Annotated in this window: 16 protein-coding genes and 3 pseudogenes; 17 read left to right on the forward strand and 2 right to left on the reverse strand. The window is 34.0% G+C overall.

Annotation, left to right across the window (positions count from 1 at the left end; genetic code table 11):
- Together SA378_RS04335 and SA378_RS04340 are read right to left on the reverse strand one after the other, a co-directional pair.
- Positions 1–767: ATP-binding cassette domain-containing protein (locus SA378_RS04335; protein WP_318524761.1), on the reverse strand; the 767-nt coding region annotated here is incomplete at its 3' end.
- Positions 768–1,065: 298 nt separating this feature from the next.
- Positions 1,066–2,613: a transcriptional regulator gene (locus SA378_RS04340; protein ID WP_318524762.1), complete on the reverse strand. Its 1,548-nt coding sequence runs from the start codon at positions 2,611–2,613 to the stop codon at positions 1,066–1,068.
- Positions 2,614–2,788: 175 nt separating this feature from the next.
- On the opposite strand from SA378_RS04340, the gene SA378_RS04345 reads away from it, so the two are divergent.
- The 17 genes and pseudogenes from SA378_RS04345 to kduI form a co-directional block, all read left to right on the forward strand.
- Positions 2,789–3,094, forward strand: a complete 306-nt coding sequence (locus SA378_RS04345) for a hypothetical protein (RefSeq protein WP_318524763.1) — start codon at positions 2,789–2,791, stop codon at positions 3,092–3,094.
- Positions 3,095–5,920, forward strand: coding sequence for a GLUG motif-containing protein (locus SA378_RS04350; protein WP_318524764.1), 2,826 nt, complete (start codon positions 3,095–3,097; stop codon positions 5,918–5,920). It abuts the gene before it with no gap.
- Between the two features lie 676 nt (positions 5,921–6,596).
- Complete coding sequence (locus tag SA378_RS04355; protein WP_412178671.1) at positions 6,597–8,576, forward strand: diguanylate cyclase; 1,980 nt, start codon at positions 6,597–6,599, stop codon at positions 8,574–8,576.
- A pseudogene (locus SA378_RS04360) lies at positions 8,572–8,787 on the forward strand (GyrI-like domain-containing protein); the annotation flags it as partial. The gene SA378_RS04355 and the pseudogene SA378_RS04360, both read left to right, overlap by 5 nt.
- Positions 8,788–9,049: 262 nt before the next feature.
- Positions 9,050–10,492 carry a tagaturonate reductase gene (locus SA378_RS04365; RefSeq protein ID WP_318524765.1) on the forward strand — a complete coding sequence of 481 codons (1,443 nt, stop codon included), beginning with the start codon at positions 9,050–9,052 and terminating at the stop codon, positions 10,490–10,492.
- A gap of 40 nt (positions 10,493–10,532) precedes the next feature.
- A complete protein-coding gene (gene uxaC, locus SA378_RS04370; protein ID WP_318524766.1) occupies positions 10,533–11,942 on the forward strand; it encodes a glucuronate isomerase in 1,410 nt (469 codons plus the stop codon).
- A 37-nt stretch (positions 11,943–11,979) separates the two neighbouring features.
- Positions 11,980–13,466, forward strand: a pseudogene (locus SA378_RS04375) (UxaA family hydrolase).
- A gap of 86 nt (positions 13,467–13,552) precedes the next feature.
- Entirely contained in the window at positions 13,553–14,239 is a 687-nt protein-coding gene (locus SA378_RS04380) for a GntR family transcriptional regulator (protein ID WP_318524767.1), read from the forward strand.
- Positions 14,240–14,436: 197 nt separating this feature from the next.
- Positions 14,437–15,513, forward strand: a complete 1,077-nt coding sequence (locus tag SA378_RS04385) for a TRAP transporter substrate-binding protein (protein ID WP_318524768.1) — start codon at positions 14,437–14,439, stop codon at positions 15,511–15,513.
- Positions 15,514–15,595: 82 nt separating this feature from the next.
- The gene (locus SA378_RS04390) at positions 15,596–16,120 is read left to right on the forward strand and encodes a TRAP transporter small permease (protein ID WP_318524769.1); all 525 of its coding nucleotides are present in this window, start codon (positions 15,596–15,598) and stop codon (positions 16,118–16,120) included.
- Positions 16,120–17,411, forward strand: a pseudogene (locus SA378_RS04395) (TRAP transporter large permease). The gene SA378_RS04390 and the pseudogene SA378_RS04395 overlap by 1 nt, the downstream one beginning before the upstream one ends.
- An 8-nt stretch (positions 17,412–17,419) precedes the next feature.
- Positions 17,420–17,890, forward strand: a complete 471-nt coding sequence (locus SA378_RS04400; protein ID WP_318524770.1) for a YcxB family protein — start codon at positions 17,420–17,422, stop codon at positions 17,888–17,890.
- A 98-nt stretch (positions 17,891–17,988) separates the two neighbouring features.
- Positions 17,989–19,056, forward strand: coding sequence for a mannonate dehydratase (gene uxuA / locus SA378_RS04405; protein ID WP_318524771.1), 1,068 nt, complete (start codon positions 17,989–17,991; stop codon positions 19,054–19,056).
- A gap of 23 nt (positions 19,057–19,079) precedes the next feature.
- Entirely contained in the window at positions 19,080–20,687 is a 1,608-nt protein-coding gene (locus SA378_RS04410) for a mannitol dehydrogenase family protein (protein WP_318524772.1), read from the forward strand.
- A complete protein-coding gene (locus tag SA378_RS04415; RefSeq protein WP_318524773.1) occupies positions 20,680–21,018 on the forward strand; it encodes a cupin domain-containing protein in 339 nt (112 codons plus the stop codon). Before SA378_RS04410 ends, SA378_RS04415 begins: the two co-directional genes overlap by 8 nt.
- Positions 21,019–21,060: 42 nt before the next feature.
- Positions 21,061–22,272: an MFS transporter gene (locus SA378_RS04420; RefSeq protein WP_318524774.1), complete on the forward strand. Its 1,212-nt coding sequence runs from the start codon at positions 21,061–21,063 to the stop codon at positions 22,270–22,272.
- 44 nt (positions 22,273–22,316) lie between these two features.
- Positions 22,317–22,891: 5-dehydro-4-deoxy-D-glucuronate isomerase (gene kduI / locus SA378_RS04425; protein ID WP_318524775.1), on the forward strand; the 575-nt coding region annotated here is incomplete at its 3' end.

Below are 22,891 nucleotides of genomic sequence, written 5' to 3' on the forward strand. Positions count from 1 at the left end.
AGCTCTTGTAACTCAATTTTAGTTTGCAGTAATGAGAAGTTATAATCAATATATGTTCCATCGAATTCCTGGAGTTCCATGTTTTCAAGGTGTAAAATTTTATTAAAACAATGATTCAATAGATATCTGTTGTGAGTAATAACTAAAATTGTTTCTTTGTGAGAATTAATTAGGTTTTTAAGCGAATTAATATTTTCAAAGTCTAAAAACACATCTGGTTCATCCATAATTATTAAGTCAGGACGATTAAGCATTTCCTTAATAACTTGAACAAGTTTAAATTCGCCACCACTAAGCTCAGATATCATTAGACCCTTATGATTACTTAAGTTTGCAAGATTTAGTTTTTTATTAATGTTGCTTTCGAATTCATCTCCATTAATTGCATCAAATGCGTCTTGTGCTTGTTGGTACTTTTCTAGCAAAGTATCTATATCCGAAGATGTTTCCATTTCAGCACAAATGGATGTTATTTCATTTTGCAGCTTAATAAATTTTTCGCCTATATATTCAAAAACAGTAGTTTCTTTTGGTTTGTCTAGTTGTGAGAACTGACTTACATACCCAATTTTACAATTTGGTTCTATCTCTAACTTACCATCAAACATATATTTCTCTGGATCCATAATTATATCTATCAGTGTGCTTTTTCCACTTCCACTTGTGCCTATAAAAGCGCAATGCTGACCATCTTCTAATGTAAATGAAATCTTATTATATAGATTTTTTTGTGGAAATGAGTAGGACAAGTTTTCAACTTTTATCATATTATTACCTTTCTTTATCACCTTAAAAGAGCTAAAAAATAAGCTCAATATATAATCTTCCCAATTGTAATTTTGAAATTCATTATTATGCAGTAATGACACTTTTTGTTTACCTTGTGTAGCATATCATTTTTTATGACTAAATTCAATCATTTCATATTAAAACTTTTCAGAAATGCACATAGGTAATTGTATTATCCGAGTGACTATAAGCTTCTTTTATTAGATTTATCTTAAGCTTCACTTTTTCTTCATGGATTGTCATCATTAGTAATTTTTCACGGCTTTGTATTACCTTTTAAGAGTTTTTTATTTTCTGTATATACTTCTTCAGTTCATTGGATTCTTCAGCATTATTTGGATACTGAAATGATTTTTCACCTAAAGTATGTTTTAAAAAGTCCCAAAAGGCAGCTGTTAGATTGGTTTCATTGACAGCAATAACAACGGGTGGTATAGATGTTTTAGCAGTTATCACACCAAGATCTTCTTTTGCATATATTAAATAATTGCTTTCTGATATTCCAGAGACTAGTTTGATGTGAAAATTTTCATAGATTTCTAATAAATATGTTATATGCTCAAGATGTTGAATGTATTCCTCTTGTGTATAGTAAACCGTACTGTTATTCATCATGTCAGAAAAAGATACTTTTATTTTGCCATTATTAATTGTATCCAAATCAAATATTGGAATAATTTCATAAAATAAATTATTATTTTCTAAATGATTCTTAAAGATTTTTATTCTTTGTTTTTGATAATCACTTAAACTGCTTTTTTTTATTCCAATGCGGGACAAAATTTCTGAGAATACTTTTTCTGGCATAGTCAATAATGAGATAGATTCAGTTTTTATTATGGTGTTACATTTTTCTTTTTCAAACTCTAGCAGTGTTTCTAAATATAAATTTTTGTTTTCTGATTTAAAAACTCTTATAAGTGGTTTACATTGGTTCAGATATTGATTGAACACTTCTGTGTAAGCTCTGATAGCATCACTGTTTCTTATGAGCAAATTAGCTGCGTAATCAAATGAGTTGCCAACTGAACTTGATATAACTGCAGATACTCCAGGTGAGATAAACATTGTTTGTTTAAAAATTCCATCTCTCTTTTTAGGATAATAATAAGGCTCAATTAATCCTGTCATATACATAGGCATCCATTGTTGAATGGCATTTAGCATCTCATCTAGATTTCGACTTATAGTATGAATAATCTTTATTCTGTTTCCCGTTGACAGAACACCAATCATTAATTGAGCCCATTTTATAGCAAAGTCACGATCTGTTGTCATCCAATCGGTAGCTTCATCACTATATAGAAGCAATGTCTGAGGTGTGTCTATTTTCATAACTTCCAACAGAAAAAACTCAGCAGCTTGTCGTTTCCCTTCAATGCCATAGAAAACAGATATATCATCTTGTGGAATTAGTTTTGGTGTATCCTCTTTTTGCTTAACTGTTTTCACCAAATTACCAGGTATCTTTAGGTTAGTATTTATTTCTATAAAGTTATCAATGAAATCTCCAACAGCTTTTATTTCATTCGGTTTTTCGTTAATAAGCCACTTTGCTATTAATGGTTGAAGTTCATTTGAATTCAAAATTGCTCTACTGATGTTTAAAGCATATGATATGGAATTAAGCTGATAGTCAGCAATGCAATAGTGTGCAAAGTATTCTGCCATGGATACAATAATATTTTCATCTTTTAATGCATTTCTTTGTCCCCTTCTAAGTCTGCTGATATAAGATGGGTCTAGTTTTATCTTTTGTCCTAAAACACTATTGCTAGTATTTGTTATGTTCATAAGAAAATCAAGTTTTTCATAAAATTGCATGATAATCACCTCAATCAAGTTTATCATATACATTGTACAATGACAATATTTTTGTCATGGTTCGTGTCATAATAATTGTCATTGACAGAATCCTCTGAACTATTTTTTTATATGGATAATTTTGATATAATTTAGTATAAATGTAAAGATTGATTAGTAAATGGCGGTGATAAAGTTGATTTTTGATTTTCGTATGAAAACAGGCTTTTTTGAAACAAAGATGTTAGAATTACATATTAGCAAAGGTAAAATTATTTTATCTCCCAAAGAACCTGATGACCAGTTAATTGCAATACTTGAAGAAAATGTTTTGGCTATCACTATGAGAAAAAGCAAGAAATCATTTGAAATGGAAATTCAAACTAATGAAAAAATTTATCAAGGTATATTAGACAATAAAATTGACTATGAAAAGTTTGTTAATCAAATTAAAGAAAACATTAACAAAAAAATTATATGTGAATATGAAGGAGGAAGTTAAATGAGACAAAAGGTGTTATCTATTTTTTTATCTCTGCTGATGGTTTTTAACATGTTCCCTGTAACTGTATTAGCAGATAGTCAAGGTTATGACTTTATAGACATGCCGAATAACTGGTCAACTGCTGCACTTAAAAAAGCAGTGGATAATGGGCTGCTTAAGGGTTATGCAGACAAGGGTAAAAACTTAATCAAAGCGGATGAGCCACTCAAAAGGGCTGAAATGTCAGTGGTGGTAAACAGAGCATTCAGTGCTGTGAAAACTGCTGAACTCAATGGGGTTACTGATGTACCATTCACAGCATGGTATGCAAGCGATATGGCTAAAGCCGTCATGATGGGTACTTTTATGAAGGATACAACAATGCGTCCGGAGAGCAATATTACTCGCCAGGAAGCATTTGTGGTTTTGGCAAGAGCATTCAAAGTTTGTTCCGATGCTTTAGAATATAAGGCTTTGGAAAACTATTCCGATAAAGCTGATATAGCTCCATGGGCGAAAAAGGATTTAAATGCAATGGTAGAGGCAGGCTATGTTCAAGGATCAGATGGCAAGATTAATCCTAATGCCAATATTACCAGGGCAGAATTTGCTACAGTCTTGGATAACTTGGTTAAACTGTACATAGATATGCCTGGAGAGGTTATAGATGTTACCCTATCTGGCAATATACTTATACGTGTTCCCGGTGTTATGCTTAAAAATCTTACTATTAAAGGAGATCTTATCATTGCTGATGGTGTTGGTGATGGGGACGTGACCCTCGACAATGTGAAGGTGGAAGGAAGAACTGTTGTTAGGGGCGGCGGTGAGAACTCCATTGTTATTAAAGGTAATTCCAATCTTGGCAAAATTATTGTTTGCAAAGTAGATGGGAAAGTTCGAATTGCTGTCGAAGATGCAGCTGACGTAAAAGTTATTTATGTTGATGATGGTTCTGATGATGTGTTAGTTGAAGGAGTTATAGGAACATTAGAGGTGGTTGGGGACAACATTACTGCCATTGCTGCGAAAGCGTTTCTAACTAATGCAATTATTAGCGGCGATAATTCCACCATTATAATTAGAGAGAAGAGCTCCATGAAAGAGGGAAGTATCACCGGTAGTGCTTCCAAAATTATTGTAGATAAGGGGGCAACTGCGGATAAGATTACCATAGTTGGCAGTGATGCAAAAGTTGAGGGTAATGGTATTGTAAAAAAGGTCGAAGTAAAGGCAAGCGGAGACAATTCTTTCATTACCACCCCTAATACCAAAATAGAAACAGCAAAAGGAGCAGAAGGTGTTACTGCTGCTGGCGGAGCTCTCGTTGATAGCAGCACCTCGGTTACAAATAACAATACCGGCACATGGATAGTTATTGCTGGCTCATCAGGTAGTGGAGGTAGCTCTTCAACTGCAAGAGTAAGTGCTATTGATATCTCAACGAATATAGATGTTACTGCTGGTGTTGAGAATGATGCTGTGGTTACGGTAACATTGGCAACAGCGACTTCTGGCGCTGGGATTTACTATACTTTGGATGGAACGACACCGACAGCAAGCTCAATAAAATACACAGCATCATTTAATGTAGAATCAAATGACACTGAGGGTAAGACCATAACCGTTAAAGCTATAGGAATTAAGTCAGGCTATACGAATTCGGTAGTGGCGGAAAAGGATATGGTGTTTAAGCCAATAGAAGCAGAATTTGCAGGCGGAACAGGGACAGCAGAAGATCCTTATCAGGTTGCAACTGCGGAACAACTAGATAACGTAAGAAATCACCTTGATGCTCACTTCATTCAAATAGCAGATATTGATTTAGGTGTACAGCCTTGGAATCAAGGTGAAGGCTGGATGCCGATTGGAGAAAATAAAGACTACCCCACCTACGGAAATCCCTTTTGCGGGATATATGATGGGCAAAATTATACGATAACTGGCTTAACTATTAATCGATATTCAGAGGAAAACATAGGTTTGTTTGGCTATGTTTGCGGTAAAGTTGTGAACTATGAGTTGGTGCAGCAAGCAGAAATTAAGAATATTCAACTTAATAATGTTGAAATTATAGGTCAATATAATGTAGGTAGTTTAGTAGGGCAAAATTACTATAATAGTGTAATAATGGGTTGCAGTGCTGAAATGGTTAATTTAAGTTACTCAGATACATCTTATGGTACATTTGGTGGGCTAATTGGCATAAATCGCGGTGTTGTTACTGATTGCCATTGTACTGGGAGTATTTTGGGAACTACTGGGGTAGGTGGCTTAGTAGGAATTTCTAGTGGAAGTATCAGTAGGAGTAGTGCTGATGTAGAAATTAACGGTCAAGGATGGATAGGTGGACTTGTAGGAAATAATTCTTCTGGTAATATTGAAAGCTGTTATGCTTCCGGAAATATAAGTGGTTATTATGGAATGGGGGGTCTTGTAGGTCAGCATTTTAACGGCACTATTTCCAATACTTACGCTACAGGGAATGTAACATCACATACAAGAACACAGGACTTCTATATTGGAGGATTAATAGGTTCTATAGGACCTGGTACAGTTGAAGATTCTTATGCCATAGGAGCTATATCTGCTACCGGAGATCCTATTACAGGCCCTATGCACATTGGTGGTTTAGTAGGTAAGCTTCCTGACGTAGGAAACCAACCGGTATTTAATAGGTGTTACTATGACACCAATACCTCAGGTCAAAGTGATATAGGTAAAGGAATACCGAAAACTACTTTAGAAATGACACAGCAAAGCACCTTCTCAGGCTGGGATTTTGATACCATCTGGGGAATAAATCCTGACGAAAATGGAGGATATCCATTCTTAAGATGGTAGGGATATGAGCATATTACATCGCTTTTCGGACATTGGAAATTTGATGAGACAGATGGGACCACAGCTTTGGACAGTTCGGGGTATAACAATAATGGAATGATTGTCGTTGATATTCTGAGGATAGCAGGCCGGAGTGTATAAGTTAATACAGCTCTGATTCTCACTGGGAATAATTGGGTAGATATCCCAGATTGTGAAGTTGTAATCCTGTTGCAACGAATTTAAAACAAAACAGAATAAATATTTGCTAAAAGGCGTGAGCAACGTTTGTTTTCTCGCCTTTTTTGTTTCTATATTAGAGAAGAGATTTCAATGAAAAAACTTAGGATAATCGAACCAGTTGTAAAAGAAAAAGATCTGTCACAGGGACGGGGTTATTGTCATCCTCGTTTTCCTGTCGCAGTGTGTCAACAACCCCGTCCCCCTGTCATCCCCCTGTCATTTGGTGCCTTTTTAGGTTAAACTCTGTTATTTTGGACGAGTTGTTGACTCTCTAATCTAAAAGTGCTAAAATATCAGTGAAATTGAAAATTATAAGCAGAATGCGCTTTGATTACAAATATAAAAAATGAACTAATGCTATATTGGGACAATCGCTTTGAAAACATTTACCTAAATAAGAATTACTGGAAAGGGGGGAATAAATATTTTAAAATTTAGAAAATTCAAAAAAAATATGCTGGTTTTGATATTATTAATTTTTATTGGAATTATAACGATATTTTCTTTAATTAACGCGAAATGCGCTAAAGCTGAGGAAATTTTTCTTACAGATGAAGAAAGAACATGGCTGGATGAGCATAAGGATGAGATTAAAATTGGATATACAATAGATTATCCACCGGTTGAATTCTTAGACAATGGACAATATGCAGGGATTTCAGCGGATTATTTTAAACTTTTGGAACAGAAGCTAGGTATTAAATTTCAGATGGTGCAGTTTGATAATTTTGATGAACTCATTAAACAGGTTCAAAAAAAAGAACTGACAGGAATAACAGCTGCTACTAAAACAACTGAAAGAAGTAAATATTTAGATTTTACGGTACCTTACATAGAAAACCCTAATGTTATAATTACTCGGAAAAATTTTTCTGAGAAATTGACATTCGAAAAGTTAGAAAATACAAGCATGGATATATTAGCAGTAGAAGGTTACGATATTATAGAATTTTTGAATGAAAATCACCCGAAGCTGGAATATAGAACAGTGAAATCTCCCAATGATGGAATGAGAATGGTAGCCTTTGGCGAGGCTGATGCAATGATAATAGAAATAATGAGTGCTACCGAGACTATTGAAAGAGATAATATTTCAAATCTTATAGTCAATGTCGAGACTCCTTATCAATCCAGCTTATCCGTAGCAACCAGAAGTGATTGGCCTATTTTAAATCAGATCCTTAACAAAGGATTAGCTCAAATTACAGATCATGAGAAAAAAGTTATTGAGCAAAAGTGGATGTCTTTACAAAGACAAAGTTTATTTCATAACACATATTTTTGGATAGGTGTAGTGTGTTTTATATTGCTGTTAATAATTATCATAATTGTTATTTTAGCGTGGAACTCAAGTCTGCAAGCAGCTGTAAAAGAAAAAACCCAGGCCATAGAAGAATCTAAAAAAGAACTGATGTTTAAAACATATCATGATGAGCTTACAGGACTATACAATAGAATGTATATGGCTGAAATCTTAAAACAATTAAAACAAGAAAATTCTTTACAATTTTCAATTATTGTTGCAGATTTAAATGGATTAAAAATTACAAATGATACATTTGGTCATGAAATCGGAGATCAGATGTTAATTAGGGTATCTGAAATAATTAAAGAAAACATCAAATCAAATCATGTTCCATGTAGGATTGGAGGAGATGAAATAGTAGTGCTTATGCCATCAACGGATGAACGAGAATCTATTCAGATTGTTGAAAAAATCCAGAATGCTGCCCTTACTGCAAGAGAGGATCCAATTAAACCTCTTGTAGCTTTAGGATGTGCAACTATGTATGAGTATGATAATAATGGTTATAACAGTCTTTTTAAGTTAGCAGAAGACAGGATGTATGCTAATAAAATGGCTAATAGCGAAAGAAACTATGACATGATCATAAATGCTATTAAGAAAAAGCTATATGAAAATAATAATGAAAGCAAGGAGCATTGTAAAAGGCTAGTAGAGATGTGCAGACAAATGGGAGAAATATTAGATTTAGAAAAGAGTGATATTGAAAGCCTTGCTTTGTTGGCAGAGTTACATGACATAGGAAAAGTTGGAATCGAAAAAGAACTTTTTCAAAAAAAAGGTATGTTGACTATGGAGGAGTGGCAAAAAATAAAAAGTCATTCCGAACTTGGATTTAAGATTGTTAGTGCATCAACGAAGCTTTCTTATATTGGAAAAAGTATTTTTGCTCATCATGAACACTGGGATGGAAGTGGATACCCACAAGGCTTAAAGGGTGAAGAAATTCCTTTTACAGCAAGATTATTTTCTATATTGGAAGCATATGATGTAATGACTCATGAAAGAAATTATAAACCAATATATACTAAAGAGATGATTATACAAGAATTAAAGGATAATTCAGGCACTCAATTTGACCCGAATCTTGTGGAGAAATTTGTAAATTATATCAGCAATGCATATTGACGAGCAAATGGGCAATGAAAGCTTCGAATACCTGATTGCCGATATCTACAATCCAACAAATGAAATTCCTGAAGGTTTAATTACAAAAACAATTCCAGCATTTACTGCTGGTTATTGTGTTGAGATGTATGATGCACCTGATAAATATCCAAATGGAACACAGGATGAAAACTATTATTGTGAGATTTGGATTCCAGTAAAAAAGAAATAGAACATGTAATCTCCTCACTACCATAATTGGCAGTGAGGAGATTTTTTTTGTACTAAGAAAGTTCTCTTTCCTAGTGCATAAAAACGAGGATTGCAAAAATACGCTATTATTGATATATAGGTATCAGATTTTTGTCAGCCAAACTATTTCCTTGTAAAAGATTAAATTTAGAATTATAATTGTTATGGATACCTGGAAATAATAATTGGCAAATTTAGCGTTATAGTGCAATAGCAAATAAAATTAAAGGAGGAAGCAACACGTGAATAAAATTGATGAATGCTATAAAAAGAAATATTATCCGGAAAAAGTGTTACAATTTGGTGAAGGTAATTTTATACGTTCCTTTGTTGACTGGATAATCGATGAAATGAATAAGACGGAAAATTTCAACGGAAGTGTAGTTGTTATACAACCAAGAAATAATGATAGCATAAAGATATTAAATGAACAGAATGGATTATTCACTTTATACTTAAATGGAATTAAAAACGGAGAAGCTATTAGTGAGCATTCAATTATAAATTCAATAAGCAGAGGAATAAATACCTATAGCGACTATGATGAGTTTTTGAAAGTAGCAGAAAACCCCGAATTAAAATTTATTACTTCTAATACAACAGAAGCCGGAATTGTTTATGAAGAGAAGGATAGGCTTGAGGATAGACCACAAAGCAGCTTTCCAGGCAAGTTAACAGCATTTTTATATCATAGATACCAAATTTTTAACGGAAATAAAAAGTCTGGATTCATTTTCCTTCCTTGCGAACTAATAGACAAGAATGGTGAAAAGCTTAAAGAAATTATTCTGAAATTAGCGAGATTATGGAATTTAGGAAAAGGATTTACAGAGTGGATTAATGAAGCCAATACATTCTGTAATACTTTGGTTGATAGAATCGTGCCTGGGTACCCAAGAAATAAAATAGAAAAAATCACTAAGGAATTAGGGTATGAAGATAGGCTGTTGGTTGAAGGGGAACAATTCCATTTATGGGTTATTGAAGGACCACAATGGGTGAAGGAGGAATTTCCAGCTGATAAAGCAGGGCTGAATGTATTGTTTGTCGATGATCTTACCCCCTATAGGACAAGAAAAGTAAGGATATTAAATGGAGCTCATACATCTATGGTACCTGTTTCTTATCTATATGGAAAGGATACTGTAAAGGAAGCAGTGGAAGATACAGTCATTGGAAAGTTTATTCAGGATACAATCTATACTGAAATTATTCCGACATTGAAACTATCAGAGAAAGAGCTAAAAGACTTCGCTCAGGATGTGCTGGACAGATTTAAGAACCCATTTATAAACCATTATTTAATGAGTATATCCCTAAATTCCATGTCTAAATTTAAAACAAGAGTTTTGCCGTCTATTTTACAATATCAAAAGACATATAATAGTCTTCCAAAGAGATTAGTATTTTCTCTTGCTGCTCTCATTGCCTTCTATAAAGGAGATAGAGACGGTGTTCAAATTGATTTGAAGGATGATGAGGATATCATTGCTTTATTTAAGAGACTATGGGCAAATTATGATGGAACAAGACAAGGCCTGGAAAATTTGGTTGAGGAAGTATTGGGCTATGTGAAGAATTGGGAAATGGATTTAAATAGAGTAGACAATCTTTGCCGACAAGTTACAGATTATTTAGAAGTAATATTGGAAAAAGGAATGCAAGAAGCTGTAAAAACTTTCTAATTAAACAATAAACCAATAATTTATACGAGGAGTGTTAAAGATGAAAAAATTTATGGATGAAAATTTTTTGTTGGACAATGGAACTGCCATTAAACTGTATCACGATTTTGCAAAAGAAATGCCAATTATTGATTATCATTGTCACATAAGCCCCAAAGAGATTGCGGAAAATAAGCGTTATAGAAATATTACGGAAATTTGGCTTTGCGGAGATCATTACAAATGGAAAGCCATGAGAAGCAATGGCATCGATGAAGAGTATATCACTGGTGGTGCAGAAGATAAGGACAAGTTTTTGAAATGGGCAGAAACAGTTCCATACACTATTGGAAATCCGCTATACCATTGGTCCCATCTTGAGTTGCAACGTTTTTTTGGCATAGATACATTGTTGAACAAAGAATCAGCAGAAGGCATCTGGGAGAAGTGCAATGAGCTGCTACAAAAAGAGGAATTTACAGCACGAGAATTAATTAAAAGATCAAATGTAAAGGTGATTTGTACTACCGATGATCCAACAGATACATTGGAATATCATAAAGTAATTGCAAAAGATAATACCTTTGACGTAAAAGTCTTGCCTGCATTCAGACCTGACAAGGCAATCAATATTGAAAAGGATGGTTTTACAGCTTGGATAAATAATCTAGGAGTAATAGTCGGAAGAAAAATAGAGACATTGGATACTTTGCTGGAGGCATTAAAAGAACGTGTGCTATATTTTAATTCTTTGGGCTGCAGAGCTTCTGACCATGCCTTGGATCCAATTGCATTTGAAAAGAGTAACTATGAAGAAGTCAACAATATATTTATTAAAGTATTAAATCAAGACGAGCTGACTATATCAGATATACAAAAATATAAAACCCATGTATTGTTATTTCTGGGAAGAGAATATGCCAAGTTAGGATGGGCCATGCAACTTCATATTGGAGTAATTCGAAATGTCAACAGCAGGATGATGAGAAATCTTGGTCCTGATACAGGATTTGATACAATTGGAGACTATGTTTTTTCAGAAGCTTTGGCCAAATTTTTAGATGCATTGGATACAACAAATGAGTTGCCAAAAACAATTCTTTATTGTGTAAATCCGAGAGATAATGAAGTCCTTGCCACAATGATAGGATCTTTCCAAGGAGGAGGAATACCTGGGAAAATACAATTTGGATCTGGCTGGTGGTTTAATGATCAAAAAGATGGCATGATCAGACAAATTACTGCCTTATCAAATATGGGGCTTTTAAGCAGATTTGTTGGAATGCTCACGGACTCAAGAAGCTTTTTATCCTATACCAGGCATGAATATTTTAGAAGAATCTTATGTAATTTGTTAGGTGAATGGGTAGAAAAGGGAGAACTTCCAAATGACATGGATTTACTTGGGGAAATAGCAAGGGATATTTGTTATAATAACGCAAATAGATATTTTGGGTTTGATGTTCAGTAACCTGATAAAAATTCAAATTTATTGTTAAAGGAGCACTATGAAAAAATTCATAAAGATCCATAATAAAGATAATGTGGTCGTTGCACTTACAGACTTAAAAGCTGGGGAAGACATAAAAATCGATGAAAGAATCATACAGGTTAAAACGGATGTTTTTAAGGGACACAAGATAGCTATTCAAAAAATTTGTAAAGGTGAAGACATTATTAAATATGGATTACCCATAGGATATGCATTTGTCGATATCGAAGCCGGTGATTTTGTACACGTGCATAATACAAAGACAAAATTGAGTGGAAAGGTTGAATATATTTATAATCAAAAATTAGTGGATAGAGATATAATAAAGGATAACTTGGTTTTCATGGGATATAAAAGAGAAAACGGCAGTGTTGGCATAAGAAATGAATTATGGATTATTCCTACAGTTGGTTGTGTAAACGGCATTGGACAAAAGATTGCAGATACCTTTAAGACAACAGCAGATATACGTTTAATCGACCATATTGAGGTCTACAATCATAACTATGGCTGCTCACAATTAGGGGAAGATCATGAAAACACAAAGAAAATTTTGGGCGATTTAGTAAAGCATCCTAATTGTGGCGGAGCATTGGTGCTGGGGCTGGGTTGTGAAAATAATCAAGTAGCAGCATTCAAGGAGCATCTTGGCGCCATAGATGAAAAGAGAGTTAAGTTTTTAGTGTCGCAAGAAGTGGAAGATGAGGTAGGAGAAGGAGTTCGTCTTTTAGGAGAAATCTTTGAGGCAATGAAAGATGATATTCGCGAAGAAGTACCTTTTTCAGAGTTAAAGGTCGGGTTAAAATGCGGAGGATCTGATGGCCTCTCGGGTATTACAGCAAATCCATTGCTGGGGAATTTTTCTGATTATTTAATTGCTCAGGGAGGAACAAGCGTATTAACTGAGGTTCCTGAAATGTTTGGAGCAGAAACTATATTAATGGAAAGAGCAATGGATGAAGAAGTTTTTGGAAAAATAGTACACTTAATTAATGAATTTAAAGAGTATTTTTTGGCCAATAACCAACCTGTATATGAAAATCCATCTCCTGGAAATAAAAATGGCGGCATTACTACGTTAGAGGACAAATCTTTAGGATGCACACAGAAAGCAGGTCATTCTAAAGTTGTAGATGTGTTGAAGTATGGAGAGATAATAAGGGAAAAAGGCTTGAACCTTCTGAGTGCTCCCGGTAATGATTTAGTAGCTTCAACAGCTTTAGCTGCATCAGGTTGCCATATGGTTTTATTTACAACAGGCAGAGGGACGCCCTTTGGAACATTTGTTCCAACCATAAAAATATCTTCAAATTCAGAAATTTATAATAAAAAGAAAAAATGGATAGATTTTAACGCGGGAGTACTTGTAGAAGATAAATCAATGGAAGAGTACTGGAGGAATTTATCAACTACATTATTGAAGTTGCAAGCGGCAAGCTTGTAAATAATGAGAAAAATCAATTTAGAGAAATGGCGATCTTTAAAACAGGAGTAACATTATAATTATATTACTCAACTCCCATATTGACAACAGAAACCTGATATGGTAGTATGGCAGTAATGAAATTATTGGTTTGGGATGTGAGTACATGGATTTAGAAATAGTAAAACAAAAAAATGGTACAACAGTTGGTGACTATGTATATGAAGTCATAAAAAGAAATATTATTAACCTTAACATGGCTCCGGGCAGTCGGGTTAGTGAAAAGGAGATTTCTGACATCCTGAATGTTAGTAGAACGCCAGTCAGAGAAACTTTTATTAAATTAGCAAAAGAAGGCTTGCTTTACGCTCTTCCTCAGAGAGGAACCTATATTTCCTATATTGATTTAAGTATTGTTGAAGATGCGAGATTTATTAGGGAAAGTTTAGAGAAGTCAGTACTTAAGATTGCTGTAGAAAATTTTCCAGAGGAGTTATTAAATGTGCTTCAGGATAATATCAACAAGCAACAAAGACTAGTAGAGCAGAAATTATTCTATGAGTTTCTTATGATGGATGACAAGTTTCATAAAACAATATTTGTTGGTTGCAATAAAGAAAGAACATGGTCTTTTATAGAACATATCAATGCTGAATACAAGCGTGTTCGTATGCTTTCCTTTATTGCTGATATTAACTGGAAAATAGTTATTGAACAGCATAAACAAATTTTAGAAAGTATTAGAAATCATGAGGATCAGACTGCACAGGATGTTATAAGTAAGCATATCACAAAGCTGAAATTTGAACAGGTAGAATTAAAGAAAAAATATCCTCAATACTTTAAGGGTTAATTTTTATCTACCATTTTAAAAATTAACTAATAAAGTGATTGACATTATCACAACTGGTATGGTAGTATATTTTATAGGAAAACCATTTTTTGAAGACATTTATTTAGAAATTTCCTAGACATAGGTACATAAAATAAGTTTTGGGAACTTTCTAAAATGTAAATATAATATTATGTAAAAATTTGGAGGGTGAAAAAATGAAAAAAGGTTTTAAAGTAGTGGTATTAAGCCTTGTGTTAGTTTTATTTGCTGCGACATTAGCAGGTTGTGGGTTGAAATCACCAACACCAGCTGAAGCGCCAGCACCAACACTAGCTGAAACACCGGCACCAGCTGAAACACCGGCACCTGTTGAACCAGCGGTTACTCTTGTTTATGCAGAGGTTAATCCATTAGATACTATTGTTGGTAAAGTGGATACATTCTACAAAGAAAAAGTTGAAGAACTTTCAGGTGGAAGTATTATTATTGATGTTCAAGCTAGTGGTGTTTTAGGTTCTGAAAACGATGTACTTGATACAATGCTTGGTGGCGGTGGAACAATTGATATGTCACGTATATCGGCATTTGCACTTACATCTTATGGTGGAGAAAAATCAAAACTTCTTTCTATTCCTTTCACATTTGTAAGTCGAGAGCATTTCTGGAATTTTGCAACATCTGATTTAGCTCCTGAATTCCTATTGGAACCACAAGAAAATGGCAGTGGTGTTAGAGGTTTATTCTATGGAGAAGAAGGCTTCCGTCATTTCTTTACGGTTGACCCAATTAGTGATATAGAAGATTTAAAAGGTATGAAACTTAGAGTTTCAAATGACCCTGTTATGAATGGTATGGTAGAAGGAATTGGTGCTTCACCTACAGTTGTATCTTTCGGCGAACTTTATTCTGCACTTCAAACAGGTGTAGTTGATGGTGCTGAACAGCCTATTGCTAATTACAAATCCAATGGATTCCAAGAGGTTGCTCCAAACTTAATTCTTGATGGACATACACTTGGCGCAATTCAAGTAATAATTACAGATGAAGCTTGGGATAAACTTACTGAAGAACAACAAAATGTTCTTGTAGAAGCTGGTAAACTTGCATCAGAATTTAATAGACAAATTTCTGAAGAAGCTGAAAACAAAGTACTTGAAGAGTTAAAAGCAGATGGTATAAATGTTGTAGAAGTTGAGGATATCACTCCTTGGCAGGAAGCTGTTAAAGGTGTAATTGAATCTTCGACAGCAAACAATAAGGAACTTTATCAACAAATTGTTGACATGAAATAAAATTAATAGTATTAAAAATATCATTTTAAAGGGCACAAAGGCGAATGCAGCCTTTGTGTCCAATTTATTAGGGAGGTAATGTATGCCAAGAATTTTTAATACAATTGACAGAATCAAACCGGCATATGATGTAGTTTATAAGGTGGTACTACTCTTATGTAAGTTATTATTAATAGTAGATATTCTTATTACTACTATGGCTGTTGCTGGTAGATATATTCCTTTCGTTCCAGATCCTTCCTGGAGTGAGGAAATAGTTTTAACTTGTATGGCATATATGGCAGTTCTTTCTGCGGCTTTAGCTATTAGAAGGAATGCACATATTCGTATGACAGCATTTGATAGATATTTGCCTAAAAAAATTATAATTACTTTGGATATTATTGCAGATGTTGCTGTTTTAGCACTTGCTGTGGTAATGATAGTAGTGGGATGGAAATATTCCATACAAATTGGTTCGAAGGGGTCTTATGTAAGCATGCCAAGCCTTTCTAGATTTTGGATGTATTTTCCGGTCCCGTTGGCAGGTATAGCTATGGTTATTTTCGAAATAGAGGCTATATATAATCATTTGAAAAGATTTTTTGTAATAGAGGAGGATATATGATGAGTACTGAAAGTATAGCAATATTAATTTTGCTTTGTAGTTTTTTCATAATGGTATTTTTAAGATTTCCTATTGCTTATGCAGTAGCTCTTTCATCTTTGTTCACTTTATTATACCAAGGACTACCACTTACTACCATTGTTCAGCAGATGGTAAAGGGGATTAGTTCTTTCAGTCTTATGGCAGTGCCTTTCTTTATCACAATGGGTGTTCTCATGGGATCTGGTGGTATCTCTGAAAAACTAATTGCGCTGGCGAATGCTTGTGTCGGCTGGATGCGAGGAGGGTTGGCGATGGTAAACATAGTTGCATCGTATTTCTTTGGAGGTATTTCCGGTTCGGCAGCTGCAGATACTGCATCTCTTGGTAGTATTCTAATTCCTATGATGGTAGAGCAAGGCTACGATGATGACTTTTCAACGGCAGTTACTGTTACTTCATCCTGTGAAGGGCTTTTAGTTCCACCAAGTCATAACATGGTTATTTATGCGACTACTGCAGGTGGTGTTCGATAGGGAGTCTTTTCTTAGCAGGATATTTACCTGGTGCATTACTAGCGGTTTCATTAATGGTAGGCTCTTATATCATTTCTGTTAAAAGAAACTATCCAAAAGGTAACAAATTCAATATGATGTATTTTATAAGACAGTTGGGTACTTCCTTTTGGGCGCTTGCATCGGTTTTAATAGTTGTAGTAGGTGTTGTTGGCGGTGTTTTTACAGCTACAGAATCAGCAGCTATTGCGGTTATTTACAGTTTGATTGTTAGTGTGTTTATTTATAAAGGTCTTAATTGGAAGGGTGTTTGGAGAGCTATGGAAAGTTGTGTGGATACACTTTCTATCGTTCTAATTTTGATTGCAACTTCAAGTATTTTTGGATATTTACTGACTCGCTTGCATGTTCCGCAGTTAGCAGCAAATGCAATTATTAACATTTCGGATAATCCGATTGTCTTAGCATTGCTTTTAAACCTTATCCTTTTAGTTCTTGGATGCATTATGGACATGGCTCCAATTATATTGATAGCTACCCCAATATTGCTACCTATCGCAACTTCTATTGGAATTGATCCTATTCAGTTTGGTATTATGGTAATCTTGAACTGTGGTATAGGTCTTTTAACACCACCTGTTGGGGCTGTTCTATTTATTGGTTCTGCAGTTTCAAAAGTACCGATGGAGCGCGTTGTAAAAGCCACAATGCCATTTTATATATGTATGATTATTACACTTATACTTATTACCTTTATTCCAGGAATTAGTTTATGGCTTCCATCGCTATTTAGGTAAACAAAGATATGAAATATAAATTTATTTATGAAACAAAGGCTTTTGACCTCTGGAAGTTATCTATTTATGGTGTTTATGGTTCAATGGTAGGTGTATTTAATATTATATTTACTGTTGCAATGGTACTTTTGACAGCAAAGTTTTGGGGAGAAGTAAATATATTTATAAAAATACTTTTAATCATCGCGGTTAGTTTATTTACGGTTATTCAACCTGTGGCAGTTTATATGAGAGCCAAAAGGCATATAGCAACAGTTCCACATGATATGGAAATTGGCTTTGATGATAATGGAATTTATATAAAAACTAAAAATGAAAATTCAGAGTTAAAGTGGAATACTATAAAAGGGGTTTTAAAAAAACAGAATATGATTGTTATATTTACAACTACTAAACATGGTCTCATGATAACGAATCAGATGCTAGGAACAGAAAAAGAGGGTTTTTATAAATACGTTGTTTCACAAGTGAAAAAATAAATTCAGATATCTGTTACAAAAGATGAATACGTATTACAGAATATGTATTTACTATTTTGTTTTATAATTTTCAATAAAACTATGGGGTGATGACGAGGATGAAAATGACATTAAGATGGTTCGGAAGTAAATATGATACCGTAACCTTGAAGCAAATAAGACAGATTCCTGGCTGTGTAGGTGTTATTACAACTCTTTATGATACAAAGCCTGGAGAGGTATGGACGAGAGAAACAATCAGAGCAATGAAGGAAGAAGTTGAAGCTGAAGGACTTGAAGTGAGTGGCATAGAGAGTGTAAATATACATGATGATATTAAAATTGGTCTTCCTGCAAGGGAACAATATATCAACAATTACATTGAAACTCTTGAGAATCTCGGTAAAGAAGGTATAGATTTAGTATGCTATAATTTCATGCCTGTATTTGATTGGACCAGAACTGAACTTGCAAAAGAAAGACCTGATGGCTCTACTGTTCTTTCGTATAATCAAGAGATTATCGATAAGATTGATCCAGCTAAAATGTTTGAAGAAATGGATGCCAATTCTGGTGGATTTATTATGCCTGGATGGGAACCAGACAGACTTTCAAGGGTAAAAGAATTATTTGAAATGTATAAAAAGGTAGATGAAGAAGAGTTATTCCAAAACCTTGTATATTTTTTGAATGCGATTATGCCAACCTGCGAAAAATATGGAATCAAGATGGCCATTCATATGGATGATCCAGCATGGTCTGTATTTAATCTACCAAGAATTATAAATAATAAGGAAAATATTCAAAGATTATTAGATGAAATTCCTGTAATTAATAATGGTCTTACATTATGTACTGGTTCATTAGGCTCAAACCCTGAGAATGATATACCAGATATGATAAGAAGCTTCAAGGGAAGAATACATTTTGGTCATGTAAGAAACTTAATTCATTTAGCACCGGGTAAGTTTGATGAAGCAGCTCATTTATCTTCAGATGGTTCTCTGGATATGTATGAAATTATGAAAGCATTTTATGATATTGGTATGGACGGACCTATCAGACCTGATCATGGAAGGATGATTTGGGACGAAAAGGCGATGCCTGGATATGGACTATATGACAGGGCTTTAGGTGCAACCTACTTGAATGGTTTATGGGAAGCAATCGAAAAGTCAAATAAATAGCAATCATATGGGAGGTATTTGAAATGAAGTTAAATTTAAATGCTTTAAAGGATAAGGATGTTTGGAAAAGAGCGGAATTTAATCTTCCGGAATTTAACATCGAACAGGTAAAGGAAAATACAAAGACAGCTCCTAATTGGATTCATTTTGGTGCAGGTAATATTTTTAGAGCATTTATGGCTAATGTTCAACAAAATATTTTAAACAAAGGTAAAAGTGACAAGGGTATTGTTGTCGTTGGTGGAGAAAGCATAGAAACAATATATCAAAGCCATGATAATCTGACAGTCCTTGTTACCTTGAAAGTTGATGGAACCATAGAGAAGACGGTCATTGCAAGTATTACGGAATCGCTGATTTTAGATGAAAAAAATGATATAAGTTGGAGTAGATTAAAAGAAATCTTTGCAAACCCTAGTTTGCAAATGGTAAGTTTTACTATCACTGAAAAGGGATATAAGTTAAAGAATGGTAAAGGTGAATACTTATCTGATGTAGTAGAGGATTTTGAAAGTGGGCCCCAAAATACAGTGAGTTATATAGGTCAAATAACATCTCTTGTTTATGAAAGGTATGTGCATGGTAGACTACCAATAGCTCTTGTTAGTATGGATAATATGTCTCATAATGGAACAAAGCTTTATGAGGCAGTTAGTGAATTTGCTAAAAGATGGGAAGAAAAGGCTTTAGTTGATGAAAGTTTTCTAGACTATGTTAATGATTCAGAATTAGTATCTTTTCCATGGTCTATGATTGATAAGATAACACCACGACCTGATCCAAGTGTAAGGAAAATGCTAAAAGATGTTGGTTTTGAAGATGTAGAGGATGTAATAACATCAAAAAATAGCTATGTATCTCCATTTGTAAATTCAGAAGAATCAGAGTACTTAATAATAGAGGATATCTTTCCTAATGGGAGACCAAATCTTGAAGAAGGTGGTATAATTTTCACAGATAAAGAGACCGTTGATAAGGTTGAAAAAATGAAGGTTTGTACTTGTCTAAATCCTCTTCATACTTCTCTTGCAATATTTGGTTGTTTATTAGGTTATGATAAAATTTCAAAGGAAATGGAAGATACTGATCTTAGGACCTTAGTAGAAAAAATTGGGTATGTAGAAGGATTTCCGGCAGTAGTTAATCCAGGAATAATTGATCCAAAAAAATTTATTGATGAAGTACTTAAAGTAAGGTTTCCAAACCCATTTATGCCTGATACACCCCAGAGAATTGCAACAGATACATCTCAGAAGCTTGGAATTCGTTTTGGTGAAACCATAAAAGCTTATATGGCAAGTGAATATTTAAATGCTACAGATTTAAAGCATATTCCACTTGTGTTAGCTGGATGGTGTAGATACTTGATGGGTACTGATGACAATGGAGATAAGATGGAATTAAGCTCAGACCCACTTCTTCAAGAAGTAGTACCTCATGTGACTGCTATTGCTCTTGGAGATAAGGGACCATTCCACGATCAACTTAAACCAATTTTATCAAATGCTAATATCTTTGGTGTAAATCTTTATGAGGCAGGACTAGGAGAAAAAGTTGAAGGATATTTTGCAGAATTAGTATCAGAAAAGGGTGCAGTTAGAAAAACGCTGAGGAGAGTAAATCATGAATGAGCCTTATGTTTTTGCAAAAGATTGTAACATTGAAACGGTGTCAGAAGGGGTAAAGAGAAAGATATTAGCGTACGGAGATCAGCTTATGGCTGTTGAAGTACACTTTGAAAAGGATGCGGTGGGACCATTACATAGTCATCCTCATACTCAGCTCTCCTATGTTTTGGAGGGTGAGTTTGAGTTTGAAATCGATGGAATTAAAAATACAGTTAAGAAGGGTGATACCTTATATAAATTGCCCAACTTAGTACATGGTTGTAAATGTACTAAAAAGGGTATTCTATTAGATATATTTACTCCTTATAGAGAGGATTTTATTAATAAAAAATAGTGACTAGAATAGTTAACTGTGTTTGCTAGGAGAATTATGAAAATGAAAAGTAAGAATCAATCGTTTTATACACAGCTTAACAAAGAACAAAGATATATTTTGAATTGTTGCTTTTTCGTTTTTGCAGTTAATGGTATATGTGCTATGAGTTTAGGTTCACTGCTCCCTTTAATTAGCGTTGAATATGGATTGAATGATACAGTAAGCGGTGTATTGATTTCTGCTCACCAAGTAGGCAACTTAATATCTGGTTTTATTGCAGGGGTATTACCTTTATATTTAGGTAGAAAAAAATCAATTATATTCTTATGTAGTTTTGTAGTTATGGGATTCTCTATCATGATTTTAACAGGTAATCCAGTTTTATTGATTTTAGGATTTTTATTTACAGGATTAAGTCGCGGCAGTATTTCTAACTTTAATAATACAGTTGTAAATGAGCTATCTAATAGTAGCACAGTAGCCCTTAATATTTTACATAGTATTTTTGCGGTTGGTGCTTTAATTTCCCCATTTCTAGTAATTTTATCTACAAATATTTCTAGTGAACATGGTTGGAAAATTGCTGCTGTACTCATTGTGTTTCTTTGTATAATTTCTATACTTTTATTTTCTGGAATGAAAATAGAAAACGCAAAGAAAGGGACCAAAACAGTAAAGATTTCCTATGAGTTTTTGAAGAATAAAGATTTTTTGATTAGCACTGGAATATTGTTTTTTTATTTATGTGCAGAAGCAGCTATTAACGGATGGATGGTTAAATATTTCATTGATTCAAATTTTATGACCATACAATATGCCCAAATGCTTGCTTCTTTGATGTGGTTGGTTATTTTTGTTGGAAGATTAATTTGTGCATTTTTAGGGGATAGAATATTGAAGAAAACACTTTTATTATCAACTAGCTTTGGAACAGCTGCCTTTTATTTATTATTACTTTCTACAAACAATTTAAAAATAATAACTATCGCTATAATGGGATTAGGATTTTCTATGGCAGGCATTTATGCTACAACAGTTTCTACGGTAGGAAATATAATTAAGTTGTATCCTATGGCAATGGGAGTTTTACTTATGTTAGGTGGCATTGGAGCTATAATTATGCCTATAATAACTGGTGCATTGTCTGAGGCTTACGGCATTTTGGCTGGTATGGGGTCTATCGTAATCGCAAATGTTCTAATGATAATATGTGTAATATTATACGTTTCAAGATCAAAGGTACATGCTAGAAGTTCAGAAAATCTGTGTTAAATTAAAAATAAAATAAAAATAATATAAAAGGAAGGAAAATAATCATGGAAGTTAGATATGGCGTTAGCCCTATGGAAGGTAAAGGATTGGATACGAATGGTCTGAGAGATAATTTTTTAATCGATGATTTGTTCAAGAATGGAGAACTAAAGTTACTTTACAGTCATATTGACAGAATAATTGTGGGGAGTGCAGTTCCGGTTGAGCCATTAGAATTACCTGCGGGGAAGGAACTGGGAACAAGCTTCTTTTTAGAAAGAAGAGAGCTTGGTATCATTAATATTGGCTCTAAAGGATATGTAACATTGGATGGCGTAAAATATGAAATGAATAATAAGGATGGACTATATGTAGGTAAGGGAGTTAAGGAAGTTCGTTTTGAGAGCGATGATTGCAATAATCCTGCAAAATTTTATTTGAATAGTGCTCCAGCACATAAAGAATATCCTACTGTAAAAATCGACATGAAGGATATAAATCCACAACATTTAGGAAGTCTAGCTACATCAAATGAAAGAAAATTATATCAATACATTCATCCAAACGTTTGTGAAAGTTGTCAATTAGTGATGGGACTTACAATGCTAGAGCCAAACAATGTATGGAATACTTTCCCGTG

Origin of the sequence: Sedimentibacter sp. (assembly GCF_033447055.1) — a bacterium.
Classification (GTDB): domain Bacteria; phylum Bacillota; class Clostridia; order Tissierellales; family Sedimentibacteraceae; genus Sedimentibacter.

Coding starts and splice junctions, on each gene's coding strand:
- SA378_RS04350 (WP_318524764.1), top strand. CDS start 3,095: ATGAGACAAAAGGTGTTATCTATTTTTTTATCTCTGCTGATGGTTTTT.
- uxaC (WP_318524766.1), top strand. CDS start 10,533: ATGAAAAAATTTATGGATGAAAATTTTTTGTTGGACAATGGAACTGCC.
- SA378_RS04390 (WP_318524769.1), top strand. CDS start 15,596: ATGCCAAGAATTTTTAATACAATTGACAGAATCAAACCGGCATATGAT.
- SA378_RS04380 (WP_318524767.1), top strand. CDS start 13,553: ATGGATTTAGAAATAGTAAAACAAAAAAATGGTACAACAGTTGGTGAC.
- SA378_RS04410 (WP_318524772.1), top strand. CDS start 19,080: ATGAAGTTAAATTTAAATGCTTTAAAGGATAAGGATGTTTGGAAAAGA.
- SA378_RS04415 (WP_318524773.1), top strand. CDS start 20,680: ATGAATGAGCCTTATGTTTTTGCAAAAGATTGTAACATTGAAACGGTG.
- SA378_RS04400 (WP_318524770.1), top strand. CDS start 17,420: ATGAAATATAAATTTATTTATGAAACAAAGGCTTTTGACCTCTGGAAG.
- SA378_RS04355 (WP_412178671.1), top strand. CDS start 6,597: ATGCTGGTTTTGATATTATTAATTTTTATTGGAATTATAACGATATTT.
- SA378_RS04420 (WP_318524774.1), top strand. CDS start 21,061: ATGAAAAGTAAGAATCAATCGTTTTATACACAGCTTAACAAAGAACAA.
- uxuA (WP_318524771.1), top strand. CDS start 17,989: ATGAAAATGACATTAAGATGGTTCGGAAGTAAATATGATACCGTAACC.
- SA378_RS04340 (WP_318524762.1), bottom strand. CDS start 2,613: ATGCAATTTTATGAAAAACTTGATTTTCTTATGAACATAACAAATACT.
- SA378_RS04385 (WP_318524768.1), top strand. CDS start 14,437: ATGAAAAAAGGTTTTAAAGTAGTGGTATTAAGCCTTGTGTTAGTTTTA.